This is a genomic window from Armatimonadota bacterium (assembly GCA_031460175.1).
Taxonomy (GTDB): domain Bacteria; phylum Sysuimicrobiota; class Sysuimicrobiia; order Sysuimicrobiales; family Sysuimicrobiaceae; genus Sysuimicrobium; species Sysuimicrobium tengchongense.
In genome coordinates, this window is the sequence record JAVKGW010000001.1 from 360,516 (window position 1) to 385,311 (window position 24,796).

At 70.3% G+C, this 24,796-nt stretch carries 30 protein-coding genes; 24 read left to right on the plus strand and 6 right to left on the minus strand.

The window, feature by feature from the left end; translation table 11 throughout:
• Nucleotides 1–2: 2 nt before the first annotated feature.
• From QN206_01800 to QN206_01880, 17 genes are all read left to right on the plus strand, one after another.
• Nucleotides 3–503 (plus strand): flagella basal body P-ring formation protein FlgA, encoded by a 501-nt coding sequence (locus tag QN206_01800; GenBank protein MDR7613542.1) that lies wholly within the window; start codon nt 3–5, stop codon nt 501–503.
• Nucleotides 466–1,083, plus strand: a complete 618-nt coding sequence (locus QN206_01805; protein MDR7613543.1) for a flagellar basal body L-ring protein FlgH — start codon at nt 466–468, stop codon at nt 1,081–1,083. The genes QN206_01800 and QN206_01805 overlap by 38 nt, the downstream gene beginning before the upstream one ends.
• Before the next feature lie 9 nt (nt 1,084–1,092).
• Nucleotides 1,093–2,205 (plus strand): flagellar basal body P-ring protein FlgI, encoded by a 1,113-nt coding sequence (locus tag QN206_01810; GenBank protein ID MDR7613544.1) that lies wholly within the window; start codon nt 1,093–1,095, stop codon nt 2,203–2,205.
• A complete protein-coding gene (locus tag QN206_01815) occupies nt 2,205–2,468 on the plus strand; it encodes a rod-binding protein (GenBank protein MDR7613545.1) in 264 nt (87 codons plus the stop codon). Before QN206_01810 ends, QN206_01815 begins: the two co-directional genes overlap by 1 nt.
• Nucleotides 2,465–2,881 carry a hypothetical protein gene (locus QN206_01820; protein ID MDR7613546.1) on the plus strand — a complete coding sequence of 139 codons (417 nt, stop codon included), beginning with the start codon at nt 2,465–2,467 and terminating at the stop codon, nt 2,879–2,881. Before QN206_01815 ends, QN206_01820 begins: the two co-directional genes overlap by 4 nt.
• 61 nt (nt 2,882–2,942) lie before the next feature.
• On the plus strand, nt 2,943–3,206 hold the full coding sequence (locus QN206_01825; GenBank protein MDR7613547.1) for a hypothetical protein: 264 nt from the start codon (nt 2,943–2,945) through the stop codon (nt 3,204–3,206).
• Nucleotides 3,190–3,648, plus strand: a complete 459-nt coding sequence (locus tag QN206_01830; protein MDR7613548.1) for a flagellar protein FlgN — start codon at nt 3,190–3,192, stop codon at nt 3,646–3,648. The genes QN206_01825 and QN206_01830 overlap by 17 nt, the downstream gene beginning before the upstream one ends.
• Nucleotides 3,649–3,657: 9 nt before the next feature.
• Entirely contained in the window at nt 3,658–5,034 is a 1,377-nt protein-coding gene (flgK, locus tag QN206_01835; protein MDR7613549.1) for a flagellar hook-associated protein FlgK, read from the plus strand.
• The gene (gene flgL, locus QN206_01840; GenBank protein MDR7613550.1) at nt 5,034–5,900 is read left to right on the plus strand and encodes a flagellar hook-associated protein FlgL; all 867 of its coding nucleotides are present in this window, start codon (nt 5,034–5,036) and stop codon (nt 5,898–5,900) included. Before flgK ends, flgL begins: the two co-directional genes overlap by 1 nt.
• A gap of 2 nt (nt 5,901–5,902) precedes the next feature.
• Nucleotides 5,903–6,325: a flagellar assembly protein FliW gene (gene fliW / locus QN206_01845; protein ID MDR7613551.1), complete on the plus strand. Its 423-nt coding sequence runs from the start codon at nt 5,903–5,905 to the stop codon at nt 6,323–6,325.
• An 8-nt stretch (nt 6,326–6,333) separates the two neighbouring features.
• Nucleotides 6,334–6,567 carry a carbon storage regulator CsrA gene (gene csrA / locus QN206_01850; GenBank protein ID MDR7613552.1) on the plus strand — a complete coding sequence of 78 codons (234 nt, stop codon included), beginning with the start codon at nt 6,334–6,336 and terminating at the stop codon, nt 6,565–6,567.
• A 182-nt stretch (nt 6,568–6,749) separates the two neighbouring features.
• Nucleotides 6,750–7,922, plus strand: a complete 1,173-nt coding sequence (locus QN206_01855; GenBank protein ID MDR7613553.1) for a flagellin — start codon at nt 6,750–6,752, stop codon at nt 7,920–7,922.
• A gap of 60 nt (nt 7,923–7,982) precedes the next feature.
• On the plus strand, nt 7,983–8,270 hold the full coding sequence (locus QN206_01860) for a flagellar protein FlaG (protein MDR7613554.1): 288 nt from the start codon (nt 7,983–7,985) through the stop codon (nt 8,268–8,270).
• A gap of 12 nt (nt 8,271–8,282) precedes the next feature.
• Nucleotides 8,283–9,623, plus strand: a complete 1,341-nt coding sequence (fliD, locus tag QN206_01865; GenBank protein MDR7613555.1) for a flagellar filament capping protein FliD — start codon at nt 8,283–8,285, stop codon at nt 9,621–9,623.
• Nucleotides 9,620–9,997: a flagellar export chaperone FliS gene (gene fliS, locus QN206_01870; protein MDR7613556.1), complete on the plus strand. Its 378-nt coding sequence runs from the start codon at nt 9,620–9,622 to the stop codon at nt 9,995–9,997. The genes fliD and fliS overlap by 4 nt, the downstream gene beginning before the upstream one ends.
• Nucleotides 9,998–10,000: 3 nt before the next feature.
• Entirely contained in the window at nt 10,001–10,312 is a 312-nt protein-coding gene (locus tag QN206_01875; GenBank protein MDR7613557.1) for a hypothetical protein, read from the plus strand.
• 423 nt (nt 10,313–10,735) lie between these two features.
• On the plus strand, nt 10,736–12,802 hold the full coding sequence (locus QN206_01880) for an HD domain-containing phosphohydrolase (GenBank protein ID MDR7613558.1): 2,067 nt from the start codon (nt 10,736–10,738) through the stop codon (nt 12,800–12,802).
• Nucleotides 12,803–12,828: 26 nt separating this feature from the next.
• Here the strand turns inward: QN206_01880 and QN206_01885 are convergent, their stop codons facing one another.
• Both QN206_01885 and QN206_01890 read right to left on the minus strand, forming a co-directional pair.
• Nucleotides 12,829–13,893, minus strand: a complete 1,065-nt coding sequence (locus tag QN206_01885; GenBank protein ID MDR7613559.1) for an AI-2E family transporter — start codon at nt 13,891–13,893, stop codon at nt 12,829–12,831.
• Nucleotides 13,894–14,072: 179 nt separating this feature from the next.
• Complete coding sequence (locus QN206_01890) at nt 14,073–15,209, minus strand: YncE family protein (GenBank protein ID MDR7613560.1); 1,137 nt, start codon at nt 15,207–15,209, stop codon at nt 14,073–14,075.
• A 334-nt stretch (nt 15,210–15,543) separates the two neighbouring features.
• Here QN206_01890 and QN206_01895 point away from each other — a divergent pair, with 334 nt between their 5' ends.
• The 3 genes from QN206_01895 to QN206_01905 are packed head-to-tail and all read left to right on the plus strand — an operon-like array spanning nt 15,544 to nt 19,167.
• Nucleotides 15,544–16,086 (plus strand): DUF1003 domain-containing protein, encoded by a 543-nt coding sequence (locus QN206_01895; GenBank protein ID MDR7613561.1) that lies wholly within the window; start codon nt 15,544–15,546, stop codon nt 16,084–16,086.
• Nucleotides 16,087–16,116: 30 nt separating this feature from the next.
• Complete coding sequence (locus QN206_01900; protein ID MDR7613562.1) at nt 16,117–17,838, plus strand: ABC transporter permease subunit; 1,722 nt, start codon at nt 16,117–16,119, stop codon at nt 17,836–17,838.
• Between the two features lie 12 nt (nt 17,839–17,850).
• On the plus strand, nt 17,851–19,167 hold the full coding sequence (locus tag QN206_01905) for a nitrate/sulfonate/bicarbonate ABC transporter ATP-binding protein (protein ID MDR7613563.1): 1,317 nt from the start codon (nt 17,851–17,853) through the stop codon (nt 19,165–19,167).
• Here the strand turns inward: QN206_01905 and tatA are convergent.
• Complete coding sequence (gene tatA, locus QN206_01910; protein MDR7613564.1) at nt 19,140–19,316, minus strand: twin-arginine translocase TatA/TatE family subunit; 177 nt, start codon at nt 19,314–19,316, stop codon at nt 19,140–19,142. The genes QN206_01905 and tatA overlap by 28 nt on opposite strands.
• A gap of 120 nt (nt 19,317–19,436) precedes the next feature.
• Between tatA and QN206_01915 the strand changes: the two genes are divergently transcribed.
• Genes QN206_01915 through QN206_01930 form a run of 4 tightly spaced genes read left to right on the plus strand, consistent with a single transcriptional unit; the run spans nt 19,437 to nt 21,884 of the window.
• Nucleotides 19,437–19,820, plus strand: coding sequence for a hypothetical protein (locus tag QN206_01915; protein ID MDR7613565.1), 384 nt, complete (start codon nt 19,437–19,439; stop codon nt 19,818–19,820).
• Between the two features lie 14 nt (nt 19,821–19,834).
• Complete coding sequence (locus tag QN206_01920; protein MDR7613566.1) at nt 19,835–20,398, plus strand: sigma-70 family RNA polymerase sigma factor; 564 nt, start codon at nt 19,835–19,837, stop codon at nt 20,396–20,398.
• Complete coding sequence (locus QN206_01925; protein ID MDR7613567.1) at nt 20,395–20,841, plus strand: zf-HC2 domain-containing protein; 447 nt, start codon at nt 20,395–20,397, stop codon at nt 20,839–20,841. The genes QN206_01920 and QN206_01925 overlap by 4 nt, the downstream gene beginning before the upstream one ends.
• The gene (locus QN206_01930; protein MDR7613568.1) at nt 20,829–21,884 is read left to right on the plus strand and encodes a hypothetical protein; all 1,056 of its coding nucleotides are present in this window, start codon (nt 20,829–20,831) and stop codon (nt 21,882–21,884) included. The genes QN206_01925 and QN206_01930 overlap by 13 nt, the downstream gene beginning before the upstream one ends.
• On the opposite strand, the gene QN206_01935 is transcribed toward QN206_01930, so the two are convergent.
• The 3 genes from QN206_01935 to QN206_01945 are packed head-to-tail and all read right to left on the minus strand — an operon-like array spanning nt 21,881 to nt 24,784.
• Nucleotides 21,881–22,843, minus strand: a complete 963-nt coding sequence (locus tag QN206_01935) for a TIGR01777 family oxidoreductase (GenBank protein MDR7613569.1) — start codon at nt 22,841–22,843, stop codon at nt 21,881–21,883. The genes QN206_01930 and QN206_01935 overlap by 4 nt on opposite strands.
• Nucleotides 22,840–23,508: a lysophospholipid acyltransferase family protein gene (locus QN206_01940; GenBank protein ID MDR7613570.1), complete on the minus strand. Its 669-nt coding sequence runs from the start codon at nt 23,506–23,508 to the stop codon at nt 22,840–22,842. Before QN206_01940 ends, QN206_01935 begins: the two co-directional genes overlap by 4 nt.
• 16 nt (nt 23,509–23,524) lie before the next feature.
• A complete protein-coding gene (locus tag QN206_01945) occupies nt 23,525–24,784 on the minus strand; it encodes an alkaline phosphatase family protein (GenBank protein ID MDR7613571.1) in 1,260 nt (419 codons plus the stop codon).
• Nucleotides 24,785–24,796 lie beyond the last annotated feature (12 nt).

The window sequence follows — 24,796 nt, forward strand, 5'->3', positions numbered from 1 at the left end:
CCGTGAAGCCCCTCGCCCTTGCAGGTCTCCTCCTGGCCCTGGCCACACCTCCGGCCACCGTCACGGTGCGGTTGCGGGGAAGCGCCGTGGTGGAAAGCCCGGAGGTCACCCTGGGAGAACTCGCCGCCCTCTCGGGCCCGGAGCGCATGGTGCGGGCTCTGGAGCGGATGGTGGTGCGCACAGACCTCCGGCCCGGACAACTCCTGCGGATCTCCGCCCGCGAGATCCTGGACGCCCTCGCGCAGGCGGGGTTTGACACCACCCGCCTCCGCCTCACGGGGGCCCGGGAGGTGGTGGTGCGACGCACGGACCGGTCCGCCGCGGTGCGTCGGGGGAGCGCGGTGCGGGTGGTGGCCGCGGTGGGCCTCGTTCGGGTAAGCGCGCCCGGCGTGGCCCTGGAGAGCGGGGACCTGGGACAGGTGATCCGGGTTCGGGTGATTCCCACGCGGAAGGAGGTGGCGGCCCGTGTGGTGCAGGCGGAGCAGGTGGCGGTGGTGTTCTGAGATCGCATGCCTCGTGGCGCTGCTGGCCGCACCCGCCTCCGCGCGCTCCCTGTGGCCTTCGGACAGCCCCTCTCTCTTCACGGACCCGCGGGCCGGAGCGGTGGGGGATCTCGTGACCGTGGTGGTGACGGAGGGCATCTCCGTCCAGACCCAGAGCCGCACCAACACCTCCCGGTCCGTCTCCCTGGATCTGGGCGGCGGGAGCGGGGCGTTGAGCCTCTTTCCCGCGGCGGGGTTCGAATCCGGGCAAGGCGCGAGCAGCAGCCGGGCGGTGGGGAGCACCGTGGGCGTGCAGGCCCGGATCACCCTGCGGGTGGTGGAGGTGCTGCCCCAGGGCGTGCTGCGGCTCGCGGGAGAGCGGGAACTTCTGCTGCGGGATGAGCCATATCGGTTGCGGATCACGGGGTTCGTGCGGCGGGTGGACATCCAGGGCGACAACACCGTCCCTTCAGACCGGCTCTCGGACGTGCGCATCGTGCTGGAAGGGCCGCGGCGTCCCTTTTCGGGCAACAACCCGCTGCAGTGGGTCCTCGACGGGTTCGGGGCACTCCTGCGGTTCCTGTTCAGCTGGCTGGAGTAGGAGGGGTCTATGCGGCGCGGTTGGATTTTGCTGTGCGCGCTCCTCGGGGCGGTGGCCCTGGGCGTTCCGGGGGCCGGGCAGGAGCCGGAGGTGCGCATCAAGGACATCGCGCGGCTGAGCGGAGTGCGCGCCAACCAGCTCTTCGGCTACGGGCTGGTGGTGGGGCTCGCGGGCACCGGGGACACGAGCGGGGCCTTTTTCACCGTGCAGTCCGTGGCCAACATGCTGAACCGGCTCGGCATCGTGGTCCCACCCTCCCGGCTGCGGGTGCGGAACGTGGCCGCGGTCATGGCCACCGCGGAGCTGCCCCCCTTCGCCCGGGAGGGAGACCGCCTGGACGTCACCCTCTCCTCCATCGGGGACGCCCGCAGTCTCGTGGGCGGGGTGCTGCTGCAGACGCCTCTGCAGGCCGCGGACGGGAACGTCTACGCGGTGGCCCAGGGCCCGGTGGCCGTGGGCGGGGCCGGGGAGAGCGCGGGCGGCAGCAAGGCCCAGATCAACCACCTCACCGTGGGTCGGGTGCCGGGCGGAGCCGTGGTGGAGCGGGCGGTTTTGAGCGCCGTGGCCGAGAACCACGTGGTGAGCGTGGTGCTCCTGCAGCCGGACTTCTCCACCGCGGTGCGGGTCGCGGAGGCCATCAACCGGGGGCTGGGGCGGAACCTGGCCACCGCGGTGGATGCGGCCCGAGTGGACGTGAGCGTCCCGCCGGACTACCCCGGTGGGCTTGCGGCCTTCGTGGCCCGGGTGGAGTCCTTACGGGTGCGGCCAGACGTGAGCGCCCGGGTGGTGGTGAACGAGCGCACGGGCACCGTGGTGATCGGCGGCGCGGTGCGCATCCTGCCCGTGGTGATCGCCCACGGCAACCTGCGCATCGAGGTGCAGTCCGAGCCTCAGGTGTCCCAGCCACCGCCCCTCTCCCGGGGCGAGACCCGGGTGGTCCCCCGGACCCGGGTCACCGTGACCCCGGAGCCCGGAGCTCTGGTGCCCATCCCCGGCACCAACTCCGTGCAGGATCTCGCCCGGGCCCTCAACGCCCTCGGGGTGACCCCCCGGGATTTGATCGCCATCCTGCAGGCCCTGAAGGCCGCGGGCGCACTCCAGGGGGAGCTGGTGATCCAGTGATGCGCGCCGAACCGGTGTATGCAACGGGGGAGGATCAGAAGCTGGTGCGGCTCCGGCGGGTCACCCAGGAGTTCGAGGCGGTGCTGCTCACCCACATGCTGCGGACCATGCGCCGGGCCGCGGAAAGCCTCGGTTCGCACGAGCCCTTCGCGGGCCGGAGCACCTGGCAGGAGCTGCTGGACGAGTCCTTCGCCCTCGCTTTGGCTCAGGCGGGAGGACTGGGCCTCGCCCGAATCCTCGAGGAGGCCCTGCGGAGGCGATGATGCCCGCGGTGAACTGCCCCCGCTGCGGCCGGCTGGCGGCCTTCCTGCTGCGGGGGCAGTGTCCCGCGTGCGTGGAGGAGGAGCACGCGCAGCTGCGGCAATTGCGGGCCTACCTCAACGAGCACGGTCCGCTCCCCGCGGAGGAGCTCGCCCAAGAGACGGGCATCCCCCTGGACCGGATCCTCCGGTGGCTCCGGGAGGGGAGGCTCATGGTGGCGGAGGCGGAGATGCGGTGCCGGCGGTGCGGCCGGCGGGTCGCTCTGGGCGTGCTCTGTCCGGGGTGCCGCGCGGAGTTCCTCGTGGCCCTCCGTGAGCTGCGCTCGGCCCTGGAGCGGCTGCGGGAGAGCGCGCCACCCCCCAGGCGGAGGAGGATCCGGAGGGAGAGGGTCCCGGAGCGGTTCGACTTGCGGTAGCTCAAGGGAGCGGGAGAGGCGCCGATAAGACTTTCGGAAGGATGCGCGCGCGGAGGAGAACGTGGAGATCCATCCGGTAGGTCCGCCGGGAGTCCCGCCCGGAGGAGGGAGGCCGAAGAGCACGGGTCCGCGGGAGGCCGCCCGGGAGCCCCAGGACCGGCTGGAGCTGGGCGGGGATCCGGGCCGGACCGTGGATGGCCGGAAGGTGCGGTTGGAGGCCCTGCGGGAGGCCATCCTCCAGGGCCGCTACCACCTCCCGGAGGACGCCATCGCCCGGGCCATCCTCCGCGCCGCCACCGGGGGCCGCCATGAACGATCCGTTTGAGACCGTGGTCGGGCTGCTGGACGAGGAGATCGAGGCCCACCGGAGGCTGCTGGAGCTCGCGCGGGCGGAGCAGCGGGCCCTGGTGCGGGGGGATGCGGAGGCCGTGGGAAGGCTCGTGGCGGAGCAGGAGCGGTTGAGCGCGGAGATCCGGAGCCTGGAGCGGGCCCGGCTGCAGCTCCTGGAGCTGCTGGCGGACCGGGAAGGGCGGCCCGTGCGGGAGCTCACCCTCGCGGAGCTCGCCCGCCTCAGCCCGCCGGAGGTGGCCCGGCGGTTCGAGCACCAACGGGCGGTGCTGGCGCAGCTGTTGCGGGAACTCGCGGACGTAAACAAGGCGAACGCGCTCCTCATCTCCTCCCACCTGCAGTACGTGCGGACCGTGGTTTCCCTGCTCGCGGGCACCCACGATGGCCCCGTGAGCCTCCGGGTGGACCAGGTGGTCTAGGAGGGGTCCGTGACGTCCTTTGCCACCCTGGAGCTGCTGCGGCGGGCCCTTGCGGCCCAGCAGCAGGCCATGGACGTCACCGGCCACAACATCGCCAACGTGAACACCCCGGGCTACACGCGGCAGGAGGTCGTGCTGAGTAGCCAGCCGCCTCCCGGTGGCCTGTCCCGATTCGGGGCCACCCTCCTGGTGGGAGGCGGGGTCCGGGTGGCGGCCCTCCGGCAGGCCCGGGATGCGTTCTTGGACCGGCAGCTGCGCGGGGCCCAGCAGAGCTCCGCGGAATGGAAGGCCCGGGCGGACTTCTGGTCTCAAGTGGAAGCGATCTTCCCGGAGCCTTCCGACAGCGGCCTCGGAGAGCTTCTGAGCCGGTTCTGGAACGCGTGGCAGGAGGTGAGCCTGAATCCGGAGTCGCTCGCGGCCCGCACCTCCCTCGCGCAGCAGGCCCAGATGCTGGCGGATGCCCTGCGGCAGTCCGCGCAGCGCCTCGTGGAACTCCGCCAGCATCTGGACGCGGTGGCCACGGGCCACGTCCAACGCGTAAACCAGATCGGCCGGGAGCTCGCGAACCTCAACACCCAGATCAGCCGTCTGGAACTTTCCGGCCAGCGGGCCCTGGACCTGCGGGACCACCGGGACCAGCTCCTGGCGGAATTGGAGGAGCTCGTGGACGTCACCTACACGGAGACGGAGACCGGAGAGCTCCTGGTGTACCTGCAGGGGCGGGAGCTCGTGGGGCCCGGTGGCCGGGCCACGGAGATCGGAATCGAGCCTCCGCCGCCCGGCGGGGTGCACGGGTTCCGGTGGCCGGACGGGGAGGCGCTGGCGGTCCGCCGCGGGACCCTGGCTGCGGTGCTGCAGGCGAGGGACGGGGACATCGGGACGCTCCGCGAACGGCTCGATCAGTTGGCCCGTAACCTCATCGAGCGGGTGAACGACCTGCACGACGACGGGTTTGACCTGGACGGTCTCCCCGGAGGGCCCTTCTTCGAGGGCTCCGACGCCGGCACCATCCGGGTGGCGGATGCCATCCGGGAGGATCCCCGGAGAATCGCGGCCGCCAGCACCTGGACCGGGGACGGCGAACCTGGCAACGGCGGGGTCGCCCTCCGGATCGCGCAGCTGCGGGGCAGCGAGGACCTCGACGGGCTTTACCGGATGCTGGTGACGGAAGTGGGCGTGCGGGCCCAGGAATCGGACCGCCAGGTGGCCTACCGGGACCTGCTGACGGACCAGCTGCGGCTGCGGCGCGAGGCCACGAGCGGCGTCTCCCTGGATGAGGAGATGACCAACATGCTGCGCTACCAGCACGCATATGAGGCCGCGGCCCGCATGGTGCGGACCGTGGACGAGATGATCCGGACCCTGCTGGGGATGGTGGGCGGCTGATGCGGGTCACGCTCCATAGCCTCACCCTGAACTTTTTGCGCAACCTGAACGCGGACCTGGAGCGGCTCCTGAAGCTTCAGGAGCAGCTCGCCACCGGCAAGCGCATGCACCGCCCCTCCGACGACCCCCCCAACCTCCCACCCGTCCTGGGCATGCGGGATGCCCTCAACGCGGTGCAGCAGTACGGCCGCAACCTCCAGGACACCAAGACCCTCCTCGATGCGGGCCAGCGGGCCCTTCAGGACGCGGTCCAGGGAGTGCACCGGCTCCGGGAGCTCGCGATCCAGGGCGCGAACGGTACCCTGTCGGCCCCGGACATGCAGGCCCTCGCCAAAGAGGTCAGAGAGCTCCGGGAGGAGCTCGTGGCGTTGGGCAACACGCAGGTGGCCGGGAAGTACCTCTTCGGCGGCACCCGCACCACCCAGCCGCCCTTCGACGCGGGCGGGAATTACCTGGGGAACAGCGACCGGGTCCGCCGGGAGGTGGATCGGGGGATCGAGATCGAGGCCACGGTGCCGGGAGACCTCGCCTTCTCGCAGGCCCTCTCCGCGGCGGAGGCCCTGCAGAGCGCCCTGGAGTCCGGAGAACACGATGCGGTGCGGGCCACGCTCTCAGGGCTCGACGGCGCCCTGGATCAGCTCCTCGCGGCCCTGGCGGAGCTGGGTGCCCGGGCGAACCGGGTAGAGGTGGTGCAGTCGCGCATGGAGGAGCTGGAAGTCGGGCTGCGAGAACTGCTGAGCGTGCGGGAGGACGTGGACATCGCGGAGGTGGTGGTTCGGTTGCAGACGGAGGAGAACGTCTACCGGGCGGCCCTGGCCGCGGGTGCGCGCTTGATCCAGCCCTCCCTCGTGGACTTCCTGAGGTAGTCGTGGAGATCCGGACCCGCCACTGGGGACTGCAGGAGGTCGCGGAGGACCGGGTGATCCGCTTCCCGGAAGGGATCCCGGGCTTTCCGCACTGTCGGCGGTTCGTGCTCCTGGGGGAGGAGGGGAGCGCCTTCCTGTGGCTGCAGGCGGTGGACGATCCGGAGGTGGCGTTGCCCGTGACCGATCCCTTCCGTCTCTTCGTGGACTACGAGGTCCCCCTGGAGGAGGAAGACGTGGAGACCCTCGGAGTCTCGGATCCCCGGGAGGTGGCGGTGCTGGTGGTGATCACCGTGCGCACAGATCCCCTCCAGGCCACCGCAAACCTCGCGGCTCCTCTCCTGATCAACGCCGCCTCCCGGATCGGCCGCCAGAAGATCCTGGCGCACGCCTCGTACTCGGTGCGCGAGCCCATTCCTCTCGGCTGAGGCGTCCTGTGCTCGTGCTCACCCGGAAGCTGAACGAGGCCGTCCGCATCGGAGCGGAGGTGGAGGTCCGGGTGCTGGGCATCGAGGGGGGGCAGGTGAGGTTGGGCATCCAGGCGCCCCGCTGGATCCCCGTGCACCGGGAGGAAGTGTACCGGGAGATCCAGCTCGAAAACCGCGAGGCCGCGCAGACTGCACCAGAGGCCCTGCGCACGGCCCTACGAGCTGCGGCCCCCGACCCTTAAGGTTCTCCCTCACCCGCCGATACCCGTAGGTGGAGACGCGGAAGGAAAGGCGGGTGAGAGCAGGGGAGACGGTGGAGGAGGAAGACCCGAAAGGGCGGCGCCGGCCCGCCGTCCGTTGAGCCGGCACCCAAAAACTCCGGGCAGGGAGGCCCGGAAAACCCAGTTCAAGGAGGAACGAGGTCATGGGACTCAGGATCAATCAGAACATCGCCGCGCTCAACGCCCACCGGAACCTGGTGGCCACGGACAACGCGTTGAGCAAGTCGCTGGAGAGGCTCAGCAGCGGCTTCCGCATCAACCGCGCCGCGGACGACGCAGCAGGGCTCGCCATCTCGGAGAAGCTGCGGGCCCAGGTGCGGGGGCTCGCGCAGGCCATCCGGAACGCCCAGGACGGCATCTCCATGATCCAGACCGCGGAAGGAGCCTTGAACGAGGTCCACGCCATGCTCCAGCGCATGCGGGAGCTGGCACTGCAGGCCGCCAACGACACCCTCTCGAACGAGGACCGGGCCGCCATCAACCAGGAGATCCAGCAGCTACGTGCGGAGATCGATAACGTCAGTAGCCGGACCACCTTCAACGGCAAGAAGCTGCTGGACGGCTCCCTGGTCACATCCCTGAACGCCTCCAGCGAACTTCGGGACAACCTAGCGATCACGGGCGGCACGGAGTCCGCGTTTGTGACCAAAGTGGACGTGAGTGCGGCCAGGCCTGGAACCACCTACACGCTGACGGGCAGCGGCACCTCCCTCACCCTGACCCGGGCGGATGGGGTCGCGCAGACCATCACCGTGAGTGGAATCAGCGCGGGTGGGAGTCAGGTCCTGGACTTCAGCCAGCTGGGCGTGAAGATCACGGTGGCCTCAAGCGGCGGGATTACGGGAGCCAACTTGGTGACGGCGCTGACCAACACGGCGAACGACACCATCACGACGGCCGCAGGGTCGGGGAGCGCCAACTTCCAGGTGGGGCCGGCGGCAGGCGACTCCATCAGCGTGTCGTTCGCGAAGGTGGACGTGGCGGCCCTCGGGTTGACCACCGCGTTGGACAACTTCAACACGACCCAGAGCGTGGCCAACGCACAGGCGCTGGTGACGGCTCTGGACGCGGCCGTGAACACGGTGTCCACGCAGCGGGGGAAGTACGGAGCGGCCCAGAACCGGCTGGAGCACACCGTGGCGAGCCTGGGCGTGGCGCAGGAGAACATGAGCGCGGCGGAGTCGCGGATCCGGGACGTGGACATGGCGCAGGAGATGGTGCAGTTCACCCGCAACCAGATCCTGCTGCAGGCCGGCACCGCCATGCTGGCGCAGGCGAACGCCGCGCCGCAGGTGGTCCTGCAGCTGCTGCGGTAGCGCGGAGGGTTCGGGGGCGGGGCCGGGTAGGCCCCGCCCCCGGGCGGGGAGGTGGTGAGGATGCAGGTCCCTCCGCCGGGTCCGGGAAGCCCGAGGAAACCCGAGCGGCCGGAGCCGAAACCCACGGAGGAGCGAAAGGTCCAGGGTGGGAACGGGCAGGAAAGCGGGCGATCGAAGGCGCCGCCTTCGGCCCTGGACGTGGCCGCACAGTTCATCGTGGACGACCGCACGGGCCGGGTGCTGGTGCGCATCTACGACACGCGCACCGGGGAGACCATCCGGACCATCCCCCCAAGTCAAGTGGTGGAGTTCCTGCTGGGGTCCGGCGGCTTTGATGTGCGGGTGTAGGAGGCAGGGGGCGTGTCCACCTTCAGCATCGACGGCCTGATCTCGGGCCTGAACACCACGGAGGTCATCAACAAGCTCCTGGAGATCGAGCGGGCGCCGATCCAGAAGCTGGAGGCCCGCAAGAGCGAGGCCAACCTGAGGCTTTCCGCCTGGCGGACGCTCAACACGAAGCTGACGACCCTGGAAGAGCGGGCCGGGGCCCTGGCCCTGTCTTCGACCTACCAGGCCGCGAAGGCCACCACGAGCGACCCGAAGGTGGCCGTGGCCTCCGCCGCGGTCGGCGCGGTCCCCGGGACGTACACCCTGACGGTCAACCACCTCGTATCCACCCACCAGCTCAGCACCGACACGTATGCGGACAAGGACGCTCAGGTGTTCGGGACAGGGACGGTCACCATCACGGTGAACGGGGTTTCCACGGACGTGGCCATCGCGGACGGTCAGAACTCCCTGAGCGGGATCGCCGCGGCCCTCAACGCCTCCGGCGCCGGCGTGTACGCGGCGGTGATGCAGGTGGACGGCGGCTACAGGCTCGTGCTCACCTCCCGCACGTCCGGGGCGGCGGGTGCCATCTCCGTGGACACGAGCGGGCTGGTGGGCGGAAGCGAGGTCCTGAGCTTCCCCCACGAGCTGAGCCCGGCCCAGGACGCGGAGGTGGTGCTGGGCAGCGGTGCGGGAGCCGTGGTCGTGCACAGGCCTTCGAACGTGGTCACGGACCTGCTGCCCGGGGTCACCCTCGCCCTGGCGGCTACCGGCACGGTCACCGTGACCGTGGAGCAGGACCTGGAGGCCGTGAAGAAAGCGGTGCGGGACTTCGTGGCCGCCTACAACGACGTGGCCGACAGCCTCGCCCAGTACGGGCGGTACAACCCGGAGACGAAGCAGCGCGGGGCCCTGCAGGGCGACGGGACCCTCCAGCGGATCCAAGCCGAGCTCCCGGACGCGGTCCTGCGCACCGAGGTCACCGGCCAGGCCCTCAAGCGCCTGAGCGACCTCGGGGTGCGGATGGGAAGGGACGGGAAGCTCACCCTGGACGAGTCGAAGCTCGCCGACGCCCTGCAGGGCCGGCTGTCCGAAGCCCGGCGGGTCCTGGAGGCCGCGGGCGGCAGGCTGCGGGATGTGGCGGACAACCTGACCAAGGTGAACGGGCCCGTGTGGCTGGCCATCGACGCCCTGAACAGCCGCATCCGCGGCTACGACCAGCAGATCACGCGGTGGGAGGACCGGGTGGAGCGCAAGCGGGAGCAGCTCGTACGGATGTTCACGGAGCTCGAAAAGGCCCTGGGCCAGCTGCGCAGCCAGGGAGACTGGCTCGCTCAACAGATCCGAAATCTGGGAGGAAGCAACCGATGAGGTCCGCCGCGCTCGCCTACAAAGCTTCGCACGCCTCCACCGCCACGCCCGGCGAGCTCGTGGTGATGCTCTACGACGGCGCCCTGCGGTTTCTGGACGAGGCCATCCGCGCCTACCGCTCGGGCGACGAGGCGGCCGCCCACCAGGCGGTGGTTCGGGCGGAGCAGGTGGTGCTGGAGCTCATGGCCTGTCTTGACCTCCGGTACGAGCTCGCGCAGCGGCTCCTGAGCCTCTACCGGTACCTTTTCGAACGGCTGGGCGAGGCCCGGCGCAACCGGGATCCCGTGGAGCTCGAGCGTCTGCGGGGGTGGTTCGGGGAGCTGCGGGAGGCGTGGGCTCAGGCGGAGCACAAACTCCGGACAGGGGTGCACTGACCCATGGAAGCTCACCGCGAGGCCTACCGGGAGATCCTCCGTTGGACGGAGGGGGCCGCGACCGCGGCGGAGCAGGGGGATACCGGGCGCCTCGTGGAGTGCCTGCGCCGCCGGCAGGAGCTCATGGGGGTCGTGGAGTCCCTCCCCCCGCCGGACCTTGGGGAACGCGCACGGTTGCGGGAGGAAGCCCTGCCGCTCCTGGAAGCGGCCCTTCGGATCAACCACGGGATCATCGCCCTCCTCGCAGCCCGCCGGGCACGGCTGGCCCGAATCCTCATGGGGGGTACGAGCCGGTTCGTGGATACCCGGGGCTAACGGGCCCTGCGGTACAACACCGAGTGCAGGACCTGAGGCGCACACAGGAGCTCAGCCTGCTGGACGGTCCCATCATGTGGCACGCCTCTTGCATATCCCGGACGAGGCGGCTGGGATGGCGCGGGGGGCTTGGGTGAAGATGGACGTGGCGCCGCAGGCGGTGGAGATGCGAAGGCGGCCCGCACTCGTATATGCGTCCCCCCCCCCCCCCCCCCCGGGGGGGGGTACCTTCGGAGCGGCACGGCTCCCGCTTCTCCAACAGACTCTGGGTGAGCTCTTCTGTCCGCTCCCATGAGGCCCGTGTTCCGCACGCTCCAGTCCCGCCTGACCCTCCTCGTCTTTCTGGCAACTCTTCCCACCGTAGGCATCGGGCTTCTCCACGCCCTGCATGCACGCAGAGTTGCTGATCAGGAAGTCCGCGGCATGGCGGAGCGGCTGGCCCGGTTCGTGGCCCATGAGAAGGAGCTCGTGGCCGAGACCACCCGCCAGCTCCTCGCGGGCCTCGCCCACGTCCCCGCTCTTTCCGGAAACGATTCCAAGGCGTGCTCCGACCTTCTGGGAAGTCTGATCCGGGAACACCCCCTCTACGCAAACCTCGTGGTGGTAGACCCCTCCGGGAACCTCCGGTGCAGTGCGCGCCCTTCCCCGGGCCCGATCTCCTACGCGGACCGGGAGTGGTTCCGGGCGGCGGCGCGGACCCGCCGGTTCGTGCCGGGCCGCTTCGTGTGGGGGCGGGTGATGCGGCGGCCCATCGCCACCTTCGCGTATCCCGTGGTGGACGGCCGCGGTCGCCTCGAGCGCATCCTCGCCGCGGCCGTGGACCTGCGGTGGCTCAACGCTTTCCTGGACCGTCTGCCCCTGCCCGAGGGCGGCGTGGCGTTTCTCGTGGACCCACGAGGGGTGGTGCTGGCGGGCACCCGGGAGGCCAGGGCATGGACAGGACAGGACCTCCGCTCGGCTCCCCTCGTGCGGGGGCGATTCACACGGGAACTTTCCGGGATCGTGGAGGGGACAGGGCCGGACGGGGTGCTCCGCCTGGCGGCCTTTGCCCCGGTGCTTGCGGGAGGGCCGGCGGGGTACGCGGTGGTGGCCATCCGGACCTCGGAGGCGTACGCCCTCTCCCGCTCCGCTCTCCGGGACCACCTGGTGGCGTTGGGGCTGGCGGTGGCGCTCGCCCTGGCCGTGGGCTGGGGAGCGAGCCGGAGGCTGATCGGCCGGCACGTGGAGGCGGTGGCGCGGGCGGCCCGCCGGATCAGCGCCGGAGACCTCTCCGCCCGCGCGGCCCTGGTAAGCCCCCTGCGGGAGTTGGAGGTGCTCGGGCAGGCCTTTGACGAGATGGCCGAGGCTGTGGAGCAACGGGACCGGGAGATCCGGCGAGCGGCGGAGGAGACCGCGCGGAGGTTGCGGCAGGTGCAGGCCCTGCGCAACATCGACCTCGCCATCACCGCGAGCCTCGACCCCCGGGTCACCATGCAGGTGCTCCTGGAGCAGGTCACCGCCCAGCTGGGGGTGGACGCGGCCGCGGTGCTCTTGCTGAGCCCCGACACGCTGGAGCTGGAGTGCGCGGCCCATCGGGGATTCCGCACCCCCCTCCTGGAACGGGTCCGGCTGAAGGTGGGCCGGTGCTACGCCGGCCGGGCGGCCCTGGAGCGCCGCATCTACACCTTTGCGGATCTCCCCGGACCCGAGGACCCCCTGCGGCGCCGGATCTTCGAGGAGGAAGGGATCCGGGCGTACTACGCGGCCCCCATGATCTCCCGGGGAAGGGTGCTGGGGGTTCTGGAGACCTACCACCGGGCGGAGGTGGAGGCGGACGGGGACTGGCTGGAGATGCTGGAAGCCCTGGCAGGCCAGGCGGCCATCGCGGTGGACAACGCCCGGCTGTTCGACGACCTGGAGCGGTCTAACCTCCAACTGCGGATGGCGTACGAAGCCACCATCGAGGGGTGGGCCCGGGCCCTGGAGCTGCGGGAGCGGGAGACGGGCGCCCATACCCAGCGGGTGGCGGACCTCACGGTGCAGGTGGCCCGCAAGCTCGGGGTGCCGGAGCACGAGATCGTCCATCTCCGCCGGGGCGCCATCCTGCACGACATCGGGAAGATCGCGGTCCCCGACCACATCCTCCTCAAGCCCGGGCCCCTCACGGAGGAGGAGTGGGCGGTGATGCGGCGGCACCCGGAGTACGCGTACGAACTCCTCTCCCCCATCGAGTACCTGCGGCCAGCCCTGGAGATCCCCTACGGCCACCACGAGCGGTGGGACGGGAGCGGGTATCCGCGGGGACTGCGGGGGGAGGAGATCCCGCTCGCGGCCCGGATCTTCGCGGTGGTGGATGTGTACGACGCCCTCACCTCGGACCGCCCGTACCGCCGGGCGTGGAGCCACGAGCAGGCCGTGGCCTACCTCCGGGAACAGGCCGGAAGGCAGTTCGATCCCAGGGTGGTGGAAGCCTTCCTCCAGGTCCTCGAGGAGGGAACCGAAAAAAGTTGAAAAAACTCGAGGAGAGGGTCGCGGGTTCAGGGGAAGGAGGGACCTCCTTCCCCTGTGGGAGATCCCCCATCGGGGTGTTCGGAGGCCCGCAGCATCATGGCGATGGTGGTGGCCAGGGGGGCGGCCAGGAACACGCCCGCGAGCCCGAAGAGGTCCGCGCCCATCAGGATGGCGCCCAGGATCACCACGGGGTGCAACCGAAGGAGGTTGCGGAGCACGAGAGGGGCCAGGATCACGTCGATCACCGCCCGAATCCCGAGCAGGATCCCCACGACCACCACCGCGGTCCCCACCCCCCGCATGAGGGCCACGCTGCCCAACGTCAGCACGCCAAAGGCAGGGCCCAGGTACGGTACGGTCTCCGCCAGACCCACGAGCACGGACCATCCGAAGGCATTGGGCATTCCCACCGCCACCAGTCCCATCCACAGCAGGGCGGTCCCCACGAGGGCGATCACCACCAACCCCCCCAGGTACCGGCGCAGGGCCCAGGCGGCGACCGCGCCCGCGCGGCGGGCCGGCTCCCGCCAGGTAGTCGGGAGCCGCCGGAGTACGGAAGCGCGCAGGATCTCCGTGTCCTTCATGAAGTAAAAGGCAAGAAAGGGTACCACGATCACCACGTAAGCGTGGGCCCCTACCGCCACGGACCGGCCCACCAATTGCTGGAGCACGCCCACGGCAAAGGAAGTCAAGACGCGCGCCGTTCCGCCCTCTCCGGAGGCCAGGAAGGGGAACCAGGCCGCCTCAAGCCGCTCCAACTCCTGGGCGGCCAGCCGCAGGTACTCGGGGAGCGCCGCCAGGAGGCGTGAGGTCTCCCGCACGAGCGGAAGGCCAAGGGACAGGGCGCCAACGAGCACCACGCCCACCAGCACCCCCACCGCGAACAGCGCGCCGACGGCCCGCCGGCCTCCACTCCACCGGGTGGCCCAGTCCGCCACCGGCGCGAGCACCACCGCCACCAGCACCCCCGCGAGGAGCACGAGGGCCGCGGATCGGACCTGGCGTAGGCCCCACAGCGCGGCCCCCGTCGCCACGATCCAGTCCACGACCCGGTCCCCTCGGCTCCACCGCACCGCCGCGCCTTCCCGCATTCGCTCCGGCTCATTTGGACTCATTTGTACCTCGGATCCGTGGGGTCCTGCTTCCAGGTGTAGCCTTCCCAAAGCGTCTCGAGACCCGAACATCGGCCACGGGTGCGATTCCTGGTCCCCGTGCAGCTCCGGCGCGTGCCCTGGCGGTGAAGGGGGAGCGGGCGGACGCTTCTCCCACGCTACCGCATGTTCCCCGTGTGACCAAGAGAATAGCGGCCAGGTTGAGGCCAGTAGGTGAGGCCGTGAGGTCCAGCCCCCGCCGGGATGCGGGCGAGAAGCGTTCCGGTGCGGGTGTCGAAGACATAGACCTCTCGGTCGTACCGGCCGCTAAGCCACAGCTCGCGGCCGTCGGTGGAAAGGTTGCCCATATCGGGGCTGCCACCCCCGGGAACGGGCCAGGTGGTGAGGACCCGCAGGGTCACCGGATCCACCACGGATACGCTCCCAGGACCGCGCGGCCCCCCGTTCGGCGTATGCCATCCTCGGTTCGCTACGTACAGGAGCCGTCCGTCCCGGCCCACCGTGATCCCATGTGCCCCTTTCCCCGTCCGCAGGAACGCCACCTCCCGCAGGGTCTGGGCCTCCACTACGTGGAGGCCGTCCTGAACCATGTCCGCCACGAAGAACCGGCGGCCATCCGGCGAGAGCCGCACGTCCTGAGGCATGCCGCCCACATGCCGCCTGGCCACCACACGGCGGCTGGACGTATCCACCTGAAGCAGGTCCCCGCTGAACTCGCAGGAGAGGAGGAAGACCCGTCCGTCCGCGGAGAAGTCCAGATGGTTGGGGCCAAGACAATCCACCCGGACGGCTTCCACGAGGCGCCAGCTGTGGGGGTCCCGGAAATCCAGGCGGCGCAGGGCCTCCGCCACGACCACCGCAAACCTCCCGTCGGGCGTGAAGTACAGGTTGTAGGGATCTTCCACGGGCACGGCGTGGCCGGGACGCCCGGTGAGCGGATCGATGGGAGTGAGGCTCCCTCCGCCGTTGTTGTTCACCCAGAGGGTGCGCAGGTCGTAGGCGGGGGCGACGTGCTGAGGGCTTTTGCCTACCGGGAACGTAGCGATCACCCGGAACCGGAGGGGATCGATGACGCTCACGGTATCCGAGAGACTGTTGGGGACGTACACCCTCGGAGGAAGTTGAGCGAGATCCGGCCGAAGGTGTACGGCCGTGGTTTCGCGATAGACGCTCGTGAGATTCCCTGCCGAAGAATGGGGCCGGGCTCCGGAAGGCGGCGGGCCCACCATGGGCCTGCACGCCGCAGCGAGCAGCAGGGCCGCCCCCAAGAGTATGCAGTGTTTCCACCGTTCCATCTCAAGCGCCTCGATCGTTCGCAGCCTCCGGCGGGTTCCCGAGGAGGAAGACGGCCGCTCCCCCGGGCTATCCGTCGGACGGAAGTGTACCGGGTTTCAGGGGCCGAGTCGATGGAGGGGCGTGGCGCATCGGCTCCGGTAGGCCGTCTCCTCGTTCGTGTACCAGACCTTCAGGAGCCGTGATCGTTCTCTCCAGGGCCTCGGAGGCGCCCAGCAGGGTCCCCCAGCTCGTGCCGTCGTGGTCCCGGGCCCACTTACGGCCGCGCGTACGTTGGCGTATTCGCCCAGGCCCTGCGCGCTGGTAAGATTTCAGACACACAGCGGGAGGTGCGTGATGATCTGGGAAGATTTTCTGCGGCGGTTTCAGAATGAGGTGGAGCTCGTGGAGCACGTGCTTGCGGACGGAGCTCGCCGACTCGTCCCGCACTGGAAGCACGTCCATCCCCCCGTGCGGGACGTGAACCAGGAGTTCCAGCAGAGCTTCACCCTGTTGGAGCGGCTGGCCCTGATGGTCACCACCCGGGTGGGCAGCCCGGGGTTCTTCCTCCTCATCGCCACGTGGACCGTCGTATGGCTGTTCTGGAACACCGTAGGGCCCAGGCACCTGCGGTTCGATCCGGCCCCTGCCTTCGTGCTGTGGCTGTTCATCTCCAACATGATCCAGATCCTCCTGATGCCGCTGATCATGGTGGGTCAGAACCTGCTCAGCCGTCACGCGGAGCTGCGGGCAGAGGCAGACTTCGAGATCAACCAGAAGGCGGAGCGGGAAGTGGAGGCGATCCTCCTGCACCTGGAGCACCAGACCGCGGCCATCGAGCACCAGAACGAGCTCATCCTCCGGATCCTGCGGCACTTGGAGCCGCAGATCCTCTCCTGAAGGCCGCTTTTTCGGGCCCGGAGCGGTGGGATGTCTTGGCTTCTTGTTCTCCGGCTGCTGCGCCTGCCACGACCCCGCCTCGCGGACCTCGTGGTGCTGGTGCTGGGCGCCGGCCTGCTGTGGGGGCTCGTGGCCCTGGCTCCCGCGGAGCTGCGGCAAGTGGCCCCCTCGGCGGCCCTCGACCTGCGTCCCCAGGCCCTTCCGGGATACGCCGGGCTCTCCCTGCTGCGCATGGCCGTCGCCTACACCCTCTCCCTGGTCTTCACCCTGATCGTGGGCTATGCGGCAGCCCGCAACCCCGCCGCGGAGCGGATCCTGATCCCCGTCCTGGACATCCTCCAGTCCATCCCCGTGCTCTCTTTTCTGCCCGCGGTCCTCCTGGCCATGATCGCCCTCTTTCCGGGCCGCATCCTCGGCCTGGAACTTGCCAGCGTCCTCTTGCTCTTCACCGGGATGGTCTGGAACATGACCTTTCACTTCTATCACGCTCTCCTGACGATTCCCGAGGATCTCTTGGAGGCGGCCCGGATGCTGCGACTCTCCTGGTGGCAGCGATTCACCCGCCTGGAGCTCCCCGCGGCAGCCATCGGACTTGTGTGGAACAGCATGATGTCCTGGGCGGGTGGGTGGTTTTTCCTGATGGCGTGCGAGAACTTTACCCTGGTGCATCGTTCCTTTACCCTCCCCGGGCTCGGTAGCTACTTGGCAGAGGCCAGCAGCCGCGGGGACCTACGCGCGGTGGGTTGGGGACTCCTCGCCCTGTTGTCGGTCATCGTTGCCCTGGATCAGCTGGTGTGGCGGCCGCTGGTGGCGTGGAGCCAGAAGTTTAAACTGGAACTCACCGAGGACCTGCTCCCGCCCCGCTCCTGGTTTCTGGACCTCCTCCGGCACTCCACCGTGGTGCGATGGGTCCACGCGCGGCTGTGGGTGCTCCTTACGGGAGCGCTGGATCGGTCCATGCGCTTTCCCGGAGAATCGCAAACGGTGCTCTCTCGGTCTCCGTCCCGACGGAGGTCTCTGCCCCGGACCATCGCAGGCGTCCTGATCGTCGGTCTCGCCGCGGGAGGAGCCGTTCTGCTGACGCAGCTGATCGCCCGCGTTCCATCGGTGCAGTGGCAGAACATCGCGCTGGGTGCCGGGGCCACCACCCTGCGGGTCGCGATCGCCCTTCTCCTCGCCGGCGCGTGGGCCATCCCGGTGGGGGTGACCGTAGGGCTCCGGCCACGGGTGGCCCGCGTCGTGCAGCCCCTCGCGCAGATGGCCGCCTCCGTACCGGCCACCGCGCTGTTTCCGGTGGTGCTGCTCCTGTTGTTGCGGCTTGGTGGAGGGCTAGAGGTGGCCTCCGTGGCCCTGATGCTGCTCGGCACCCAGTGGTACATTCTCTTCAACGTGATCGCCGGAACCATGGCTCTTCCCCGGGACCTCCTCGAGGCCGCTCAGGTGCTGCGGCTTCGGGGATGGCTGTGGTGGCGGAAGGTTCTCCTTCCCGCCCTCTTTCCCTACCTTGTCACTGGCGGGCTTTCGGCGCAGGGCGGAGCCTGGAACGCCAGCATCGTCTCGGAGTTCATCACCTTCGGAGGCCGAACGCTGCGGACCACGGGGCTTGGGGCGCTCATCGCCTCCGCAGCCACGCAAGGCGATATGCCGCTGCTGGCGGCTTCTACCGTGGCCATGGCCGCGGTGGTGGTGGGGCTGAACCGGCTGGTGTGGCGGCGGCTGGCGCATCTTGCTGAGACCCGCTACCACGTATGAGGAGGATGTCCCGTGCAGCATCCCGAAGCCTTCCTTGCCCAACTCCCCCCACCCGTGGTCCTGCTGGAGGCTCGGGAGGTCACCATCGCCTTCGAGCGGCCCGGGGGCACTCGGGCCGTGGTGCTGGACCGGATCTCCCTGGCCCTCCGGGACATGGAGATCCTGGCCATTGTAGGGCCGAGCGGCTGCGGCAAGTCCACCCTGCTGCGGGTTATGGCCGGGCTGCTTCCGCCCACCCAGGGAGAGGTGCGCTACCGGGGGGAGGTGGTGCGCGGTCCCCGTCCGGGGATCGCCATGGTGTTCCAGACGTTTGCCCTTTTTCCGTGGATGACGGTGCTGGAGAACGTAGAGCTGGGGCTCCGGGCCCAAGGCGTGCCTCCTGCCGAGCGGCGGCGCCGGGCGCTTGCGGCCATCGACCTCATCGGGTTGGATGGGTTCGAGTCCGCCTATCCCAAGGCGCTGTCGGGCGGGATGCGGCAGCGGGTAGCCTTTGCCCGGGCCCTGGTGGCGGAGCCGGACGTGCTCCTGATGGACGAGCCGTTTTCCGCCCTGGATGCCCTCACCGCCGAAAACCTCCGCACGGACCTCCTGGAGCTGTGGCTCGGGCGCCGCATCCCCACCCGGGCCATGGCCCTGGTTACCCACAACATCGAGGAGGCCGTCTTCCTCAGCGACCGGGTGGTGGTCCTGAGCACCACTCCCGCCCGCATCCTCGGAGAGGTGCGCCCCGAACTTCCGCACTGGCGGGATCGGGAAGCCCCGGAGTTCCGACAGCGGGTGGAGGAGATCTACGAGCTACTCGCCGGGGACCGCCAGCGGCGGCTGGTACACGCCCGCCCCCTCATCCCCCGGCTTCCTCCGGCACCCGTGGGGCTCATCACGGGGCTCGTGGAGCGGGTACACGACGCGGATGGCCGGGTGGACCTTCCCGAGCTCGCGGCGGAGCTGCGGATGGACATCGAAGACCTCCTCCCCGGGGTGGAGGCCGCGGAGCTCCTGGGATTTCTGAGTTCCGAGGAGGAGGCTCTCGTGCTCACGGAGGAGGGGAGGGCTCTCGCGGAAGCCTCCGTGCAGGGCAAGAAGGAGGTGTTCCGCAAGGCCCTCCTAAGCCGGGTACGGACCGCCCAGGAGGTCCTGGGGACCCTGCGACGACGACGGCCGCCCCGCATCTCCGCGGAGTTCCTCCTGGACCTCCTGGAGCGGCACTTCAGCGGGGAGGAAGCCCGCCGCCAGCTGGGCGTGCTCATCGACTGGGGCCGGTATGCGGAAGCCTTTGCCTATGACGAGGCCACGGGGGAGTTCTACCTGGAGCCGGACATGGTCCCGTGATCGTCCTCCTCCTGCAGGCTCCTCCGGAAGTCCCGGATGGCCTTGCCGAGCGAGTGACCGATGTCCGCCAGACGCGCAGGTCCGAAGATCAGCAGGGCGATCAGGAGGATGACCACGAGCTCTCCGGTTCCGATGCTCCCGAGTCCCATCGCGCACCCCTCCTTTATAAGCGTATCGCAGTCCTGGATCGGTTCCAACGTACTTGGGAACCCCAGGACGCGGAGAGACGCTTGTAGGGTGAAATCACACCGCAGAAAGGAGGGAGATCCATGCGGACCTGGACCGTGCTGCTCGTCAGCGCCTTGCTGGCCCTGACCCTTGCACCGGTAGGGTGGGGGGCGACGAGCGCCCCTCCGGTGAAGCAGGCGTCTTCGGGATCCCCGGCCTCGTTTGAGGTGGAGGGGAAGGTGATGGGCGTTTCAAAGGGCGGGTTTTCCCTCTCGGTGACGGAGGTGCGGCAGGGCAACCTCCGGAAGGGCGCCCGGTTGCAGATCCAGTACACCGCCCGCACCAGGTTCACCCAGGCCGGGAAGGCCACGAGTTCGAAGGCGCTCAAGGCCGGGGAGACCGTACGGGTTCTGGGAACCATCCTGCGCCCAGGGAAGCGCGTGGCCTACCGGGCGACCCAGGTCACCATCCTGCAGTCGCCATGACACCGGAAGGCGTGGTGGCGGTGGAGGATGCGGGGAGGTCGGAGGATGCGGCCTCGCAGTTCGGCCGACTCCTCGCGGAGCACTGGCCCCGCGCCTACCACTTCGTCTACCGGCTGTGCGGAGACCCCGATCAGGCGGAGGAACTCCTCCAGCAAGCGGCGGAGGAAGCCTTTCGGTCCTTCCACCGGTTCCAGCCGGGCACCCGGTTTGACCGGTGGTTCCTGCGCATCGTTTACCATACCTTCGTGGACGCCGTCCGTCGCGCGCGGCGGCGGTCCCTGTTTTCCCTGGACCAGCTCCCCGCCGGTCGCCTGGTGGCGGGGAGCTGGTCCGATCCGGAGGCCCTGGTGGAGGCCACCCTGGACGGCCCGGTGCAGCGGGCGCTCAACGCCCTCTCCCCGGAGTACCGCAGCGCGGTTGTGCTGGTGGACCTGTTGGGCTATTCGTACGAGGAGGCCGCGGAGGTGCTGCGGTGTCCGGTGGGGACCGTGCGCAGTCGGCTTCACCGGGGCCGGCTTGCCCTCCGGGAGTGGCTGAAGCCGTACGTGGACGCCCTCCGGCGAGGTGCGCTGGGATGAGACACCCGCAAGACCTGCTGAGCGCCTACGTGGACGGAGCCCTCTCTGCGGAAGAGGCAACCCGGCTCGCGGCCCACCTCGCGGTCTGTGCCTCCTGCCGGGAGGTGGTGGAGGATCTTCTGGCCGTACGGGCCCTCCTCCGTCAGGTACCGCAACCCCACCCACGCCCTGGGGCCCTGGCCGGCACCCTCCGGCGGCTTGAAGGAAAGGCCTCCCCGGCGCCACGGATCCGCCGCCTCCTCCCGGTCCTCCTCGCTGCCTCCGCCCTCGCCCTGCTCCTGTACCTCCCCTGGCCCTTCGTCCCCCCGGGCATCGATCGGACCACGCACCTCCAGCACCACGCCCGGATCACCCTCACGCACCCTCTCGCGGATGCCGCGCTCAACGCCTTTCTCGCCGTCCCCTTCCCGGATCTCTTCCCGGAGGAGCCGTGGGATCGCTAGCCCGCGTCCTGGGAGCCACCGCGGCCGCGCTGCTCCTGACCGCGCCCGCGGGAGCCGCAGATCCCACCGACCAGCTGCAAAAGCTCTTGCGGGCCCGGGCCCGGGCGGCCTACGCCGGGAGGCAGCTCATCGTCACCCGGGACACGGGGCCGGTGCGGACCCTGGTGGTGCGGGTGGAGCGGGATCCTGTGGGATGGACCCGGCTCGTGTACCGTCCGGTGGGGGCCCGGGGGCGGTTCGTGGTCTTTCAGCGGGGGACCACCCAGTTCACCTACGATCCTCGACGTGGCCTCGCCCGGCGCTCCACCCTCCCCCGCTGGGAAGCCTTCCCCTTGGAGGACCACCTCGCCTGGCTCCAGGAAAACTACCGGATTCGGGCGAGTCCAGGCAGGACGCTGGGCCGGCCTACCCTGCGCCTGGAACTGATCCCGAGGTTCACGGACCGTCCCCGCGCCCGGTTCGAGATTGACCTGGAGACCGGAGTCTTCCTGCGGTCCGAGCGGTTCACCCCGGATGGACATCTGGGAGACCTCACCGCCTTTCTGACCTTTGAGCCCCGGCCACCCGGCTGGCGTCGGAACCTCTCGGTTCCGCGGGGCGCCCGGCTCATCGTGGACCCCGTCCCGCACGTGGTGCGGGAGGAGGAGCTGGCCGCCCGGCTTGGCGTCCGGCCGGTCACCTTCCCCCCTCCCCCCGGGTTCCATCACGTGGTAGACCTCCTGGTGCCGGGGCGGGAAGTGATGGTCCAGCGGGTGTACTCCGACGGGCTGAGCGTGCTCGTGGTGCACCAGCGGCGGGGGAGCATCCCACGTCCGGCTGCTGGAAGCCGCATGGTGCAGCGGGCGGGCGGGCCGGTGTGGGTGCAGCGGGCGGGGACCCGGACGGTGGTGCACTGGTCGCGCGGGGGATGGCTCCTGACCGCTACGGGAGATCTGGCGCCGGAGGCCCTCCTGCGGATCGCGGAGGCCACAGGGGTGGATCCGGGTCCACGGCTTGTGGACCACCTCCTCGCCTGGCTTCGGTCCCTGGGTCTCCCGATCTAGTGGCTCCGTTCCGCCAGGACAGCCCGGAGGGCACCCTCAAGCTCCGGGAGATCGAACCGGAAGCCGACCTCCAAAAGTCGCCGTGGAACCACCCGCTGCCCGCCCAGCAGGACCTCTTCCACCATCTCCCGGCCGAAGGCCAGCCGGAGGGCAGGAGCGGGCGCCCGGAAGGGCGCAGGCCGGCGCAGGACCCGGGCCAGGGTCGAGGTGAACTCCGCGTTGGTCACGGGATGCGGGGCCGTGAGGTTCACGGGTCCGGCGAGGTCCGGGTGATCCAGGAGGAACTCCACCGCTCGCACGTAGTCCTGGAGCGCGATCCAGCTCAGGACCTGCCGCCCGTTTCCCATCTGTCCCCCGAGCCCCAATCGGAAGAGCCGCACGAGAGGCGGCAAGAACCCTCCCCGCAGGGTGAGCACCGTGCCCGTGCGCATCAGAACCGTGCGGATCCCGCTCGCCCGGGCGGGTTCCGTGGCCGCCTCCCACGCCACGCACACCCGGGCGAGAAACCCTTCCCCGGGAGGGCTTTCCTCGTCCAGCACCTGGCGCGGGTCCCGGTTGCCGTAGTAGCCCACCGCGGAGGCCGAGAGCAGCACCCGGGGCTTTCGATCCAGGCGTGCCAGAGCCTCACAGAGGAACCGGGTGGCCTCCACGCGGCTGCTGTAGATCAGGGCCTTGTAAGCGGGAGTCCAGCGGGCCGGTGCGATGCGGGCGCCCGCGAGGTTGATCACCGCCTCGCATCCCTCCAGCCGTTCCGCGTCGAGCACCCCCCCGGCGGGGTCCCACAAAATGCCGCCTTCCGCGGTGATCCGCGGGTTACGGCTCAGGGGCACCACTTCGTGCCCCGCGGATCGGAAGCGCTCCGCGAGCGCGGTACCCAGCAGTCCGGAAGCCCCCGTGATGGCGATGCGCATGCTCAGGCTGATCTTCGGCGTCCCCCGCGGAATTCCCCCCGCCGTCACGGGGGGCCCTGCGCGTGAAGCCCCAGCAGCGCCTCCCGCAGCCGCTCCAGGGCCGCGGAGACCTCCGCGGCCGAGGGATCCCCGGGCGGAGGGAGCGGTGGCCCGAACCGGACTCCCACGGGGGCCAGACGGGGGATCACCTCCCCCAGCGGCAGGGCCCGGTCGGTCCCGAAGATCCAGGCGGGAAGGATGGGGGCTCCCGCGCGGGCCCCCAGCAGGGCCACCCCCGGTTTCAGGGGCGCGAGGGGCTCCCCGGTACGGTTGACGCCCCCTTCCGCGAACACCGCGAGAACCCCGCCTCCCCGCAGGACCCGCAGCGCCGCGCGGAGGGCGGCGCCGGTGTAGGCCCCCGGCTCCACCTCCGTGCGGCGCACGGGGATCATCCCGAACCACCGCACGAGGGGTGCGATCACCCGCAAAAGCCCCTTCCACGGTACGAATCCCTCGCTGACCCGCTCCCCCAGGAGGTCCTCCGCCCCGAGGAAGACGGCCTGCCGGGGAAGCGCGGCCCCCAGCACGATGGGGTCCAGCCACGACCGATGGTTGGCGGCCACCAGCACGGGCCCCGTGCGGGGGCAGTGCTCTCCGCCCGCCACGCGGAAGCCGAAAATCCCCCACAGGAGAACACGGGCCGCCCACCAGGCCGTGCGGTAACCAGGGGTCATGCGGATCGCGGGAGGTTCACCCCCGGCTCAGGCGCACGAGGAGCGGGAGGAGGTCTGTCCCTCGGAGCCGACCGAGGGCTCCGCGGCTCCCGCTGCGTTCGCTAAAGGGTCCCGCCCCGTCCGGCTGGATCCCAGGACCCACCACCAGGAGCGGCACGGGGTCGTCCGTGTGCGCACGGACCGGGCAGGGGGTGGCGTGGTCCGCGGTGACCGCGATCACCGCCCCGTGGAGGGCCGGGCGCAGGGGGCCGAAGAAGTGGACGTCGATCCGCTCGATCACCGCGCGCTTGGCCTCCCAGTCCCCGTCGTGCCCGGGCTCGTCCGGTCCCTTGAGGTGGATGTACAACCCATCCCAGTCCGCCAGGGCCTCGAGGGCCTTCTGTGCCCAGGCGGTGTAGATCGTGGGGTCCCCGTGGCTCGGGGGCACGGGAACCTCGCCCATCCCGAGCACCCGGGCGATGCCCCGCTCCACGGGCATCTCCACAAAGCACCCGAGCCGTACCCCGAACCGCTCCGCGATCCCGGGCACCCGCGGGAGGTGATCGCTCGCGTCCCGGAGCAGGATAAGGTTGGCCGGAAGTTTCCCCTCTGCCCGGCGCCGTTGGTTTACGGGATGGCGTTCCAGGACCGTGCGGCTGCGCCGGGTGAACTCGTTCACGAGGTCCGCCGCCCGCCGGGCCTGCGGGGCATCCACGAGGGGCACGCAGGTCTCCACCGTGTTCCCTGCCACCGCCCGGGCAACCCCGAGTCCGCCCACCCGGGCGTAGGCGGGATCCGTGTTGCTGATCTGCGCGGAAAGCCGGATCTCCGGATCCGAGAGCACGAGCACGCACCGGTGCCCGACGCTCGCCGCGAACCGGAAGCGGGCACCCTCAAGTCGCACCTCCTGCTGGACGGCCTCCGCCAGGGCCCGGGCCTCCGCGCTCGTGAGATCCCGCCCCACCCGCCGGTCCACGATGCGGTCCCCCTCTGCGGTGGCGAAGTTCCCGCGGAGGGCGAGATCCCCGTCCCGAAACGGCAGGTCCAACCCCAGGGCCTCCAGCACTCCCCGCCCCGCATGGTACCGGTGGGGGTCGTAACCGAGGACGGCGAAGACCGCCACGTCCGACTCCGGCGCGATTCCTTCTCCCACGGTCACCACCAGCCCCTGCTGCCCCTGTCCGGCCAGGGCATCCAGGTGGGGGGTGTGGGCCGCCTCCAGCGGGGTTCGGTTTCCGAGCGCGGGGATGGGGCGGTCCCCGAGTCCGTCGAGGATCACGTAGAGGATCTTGGCCACCGTATACCTCCC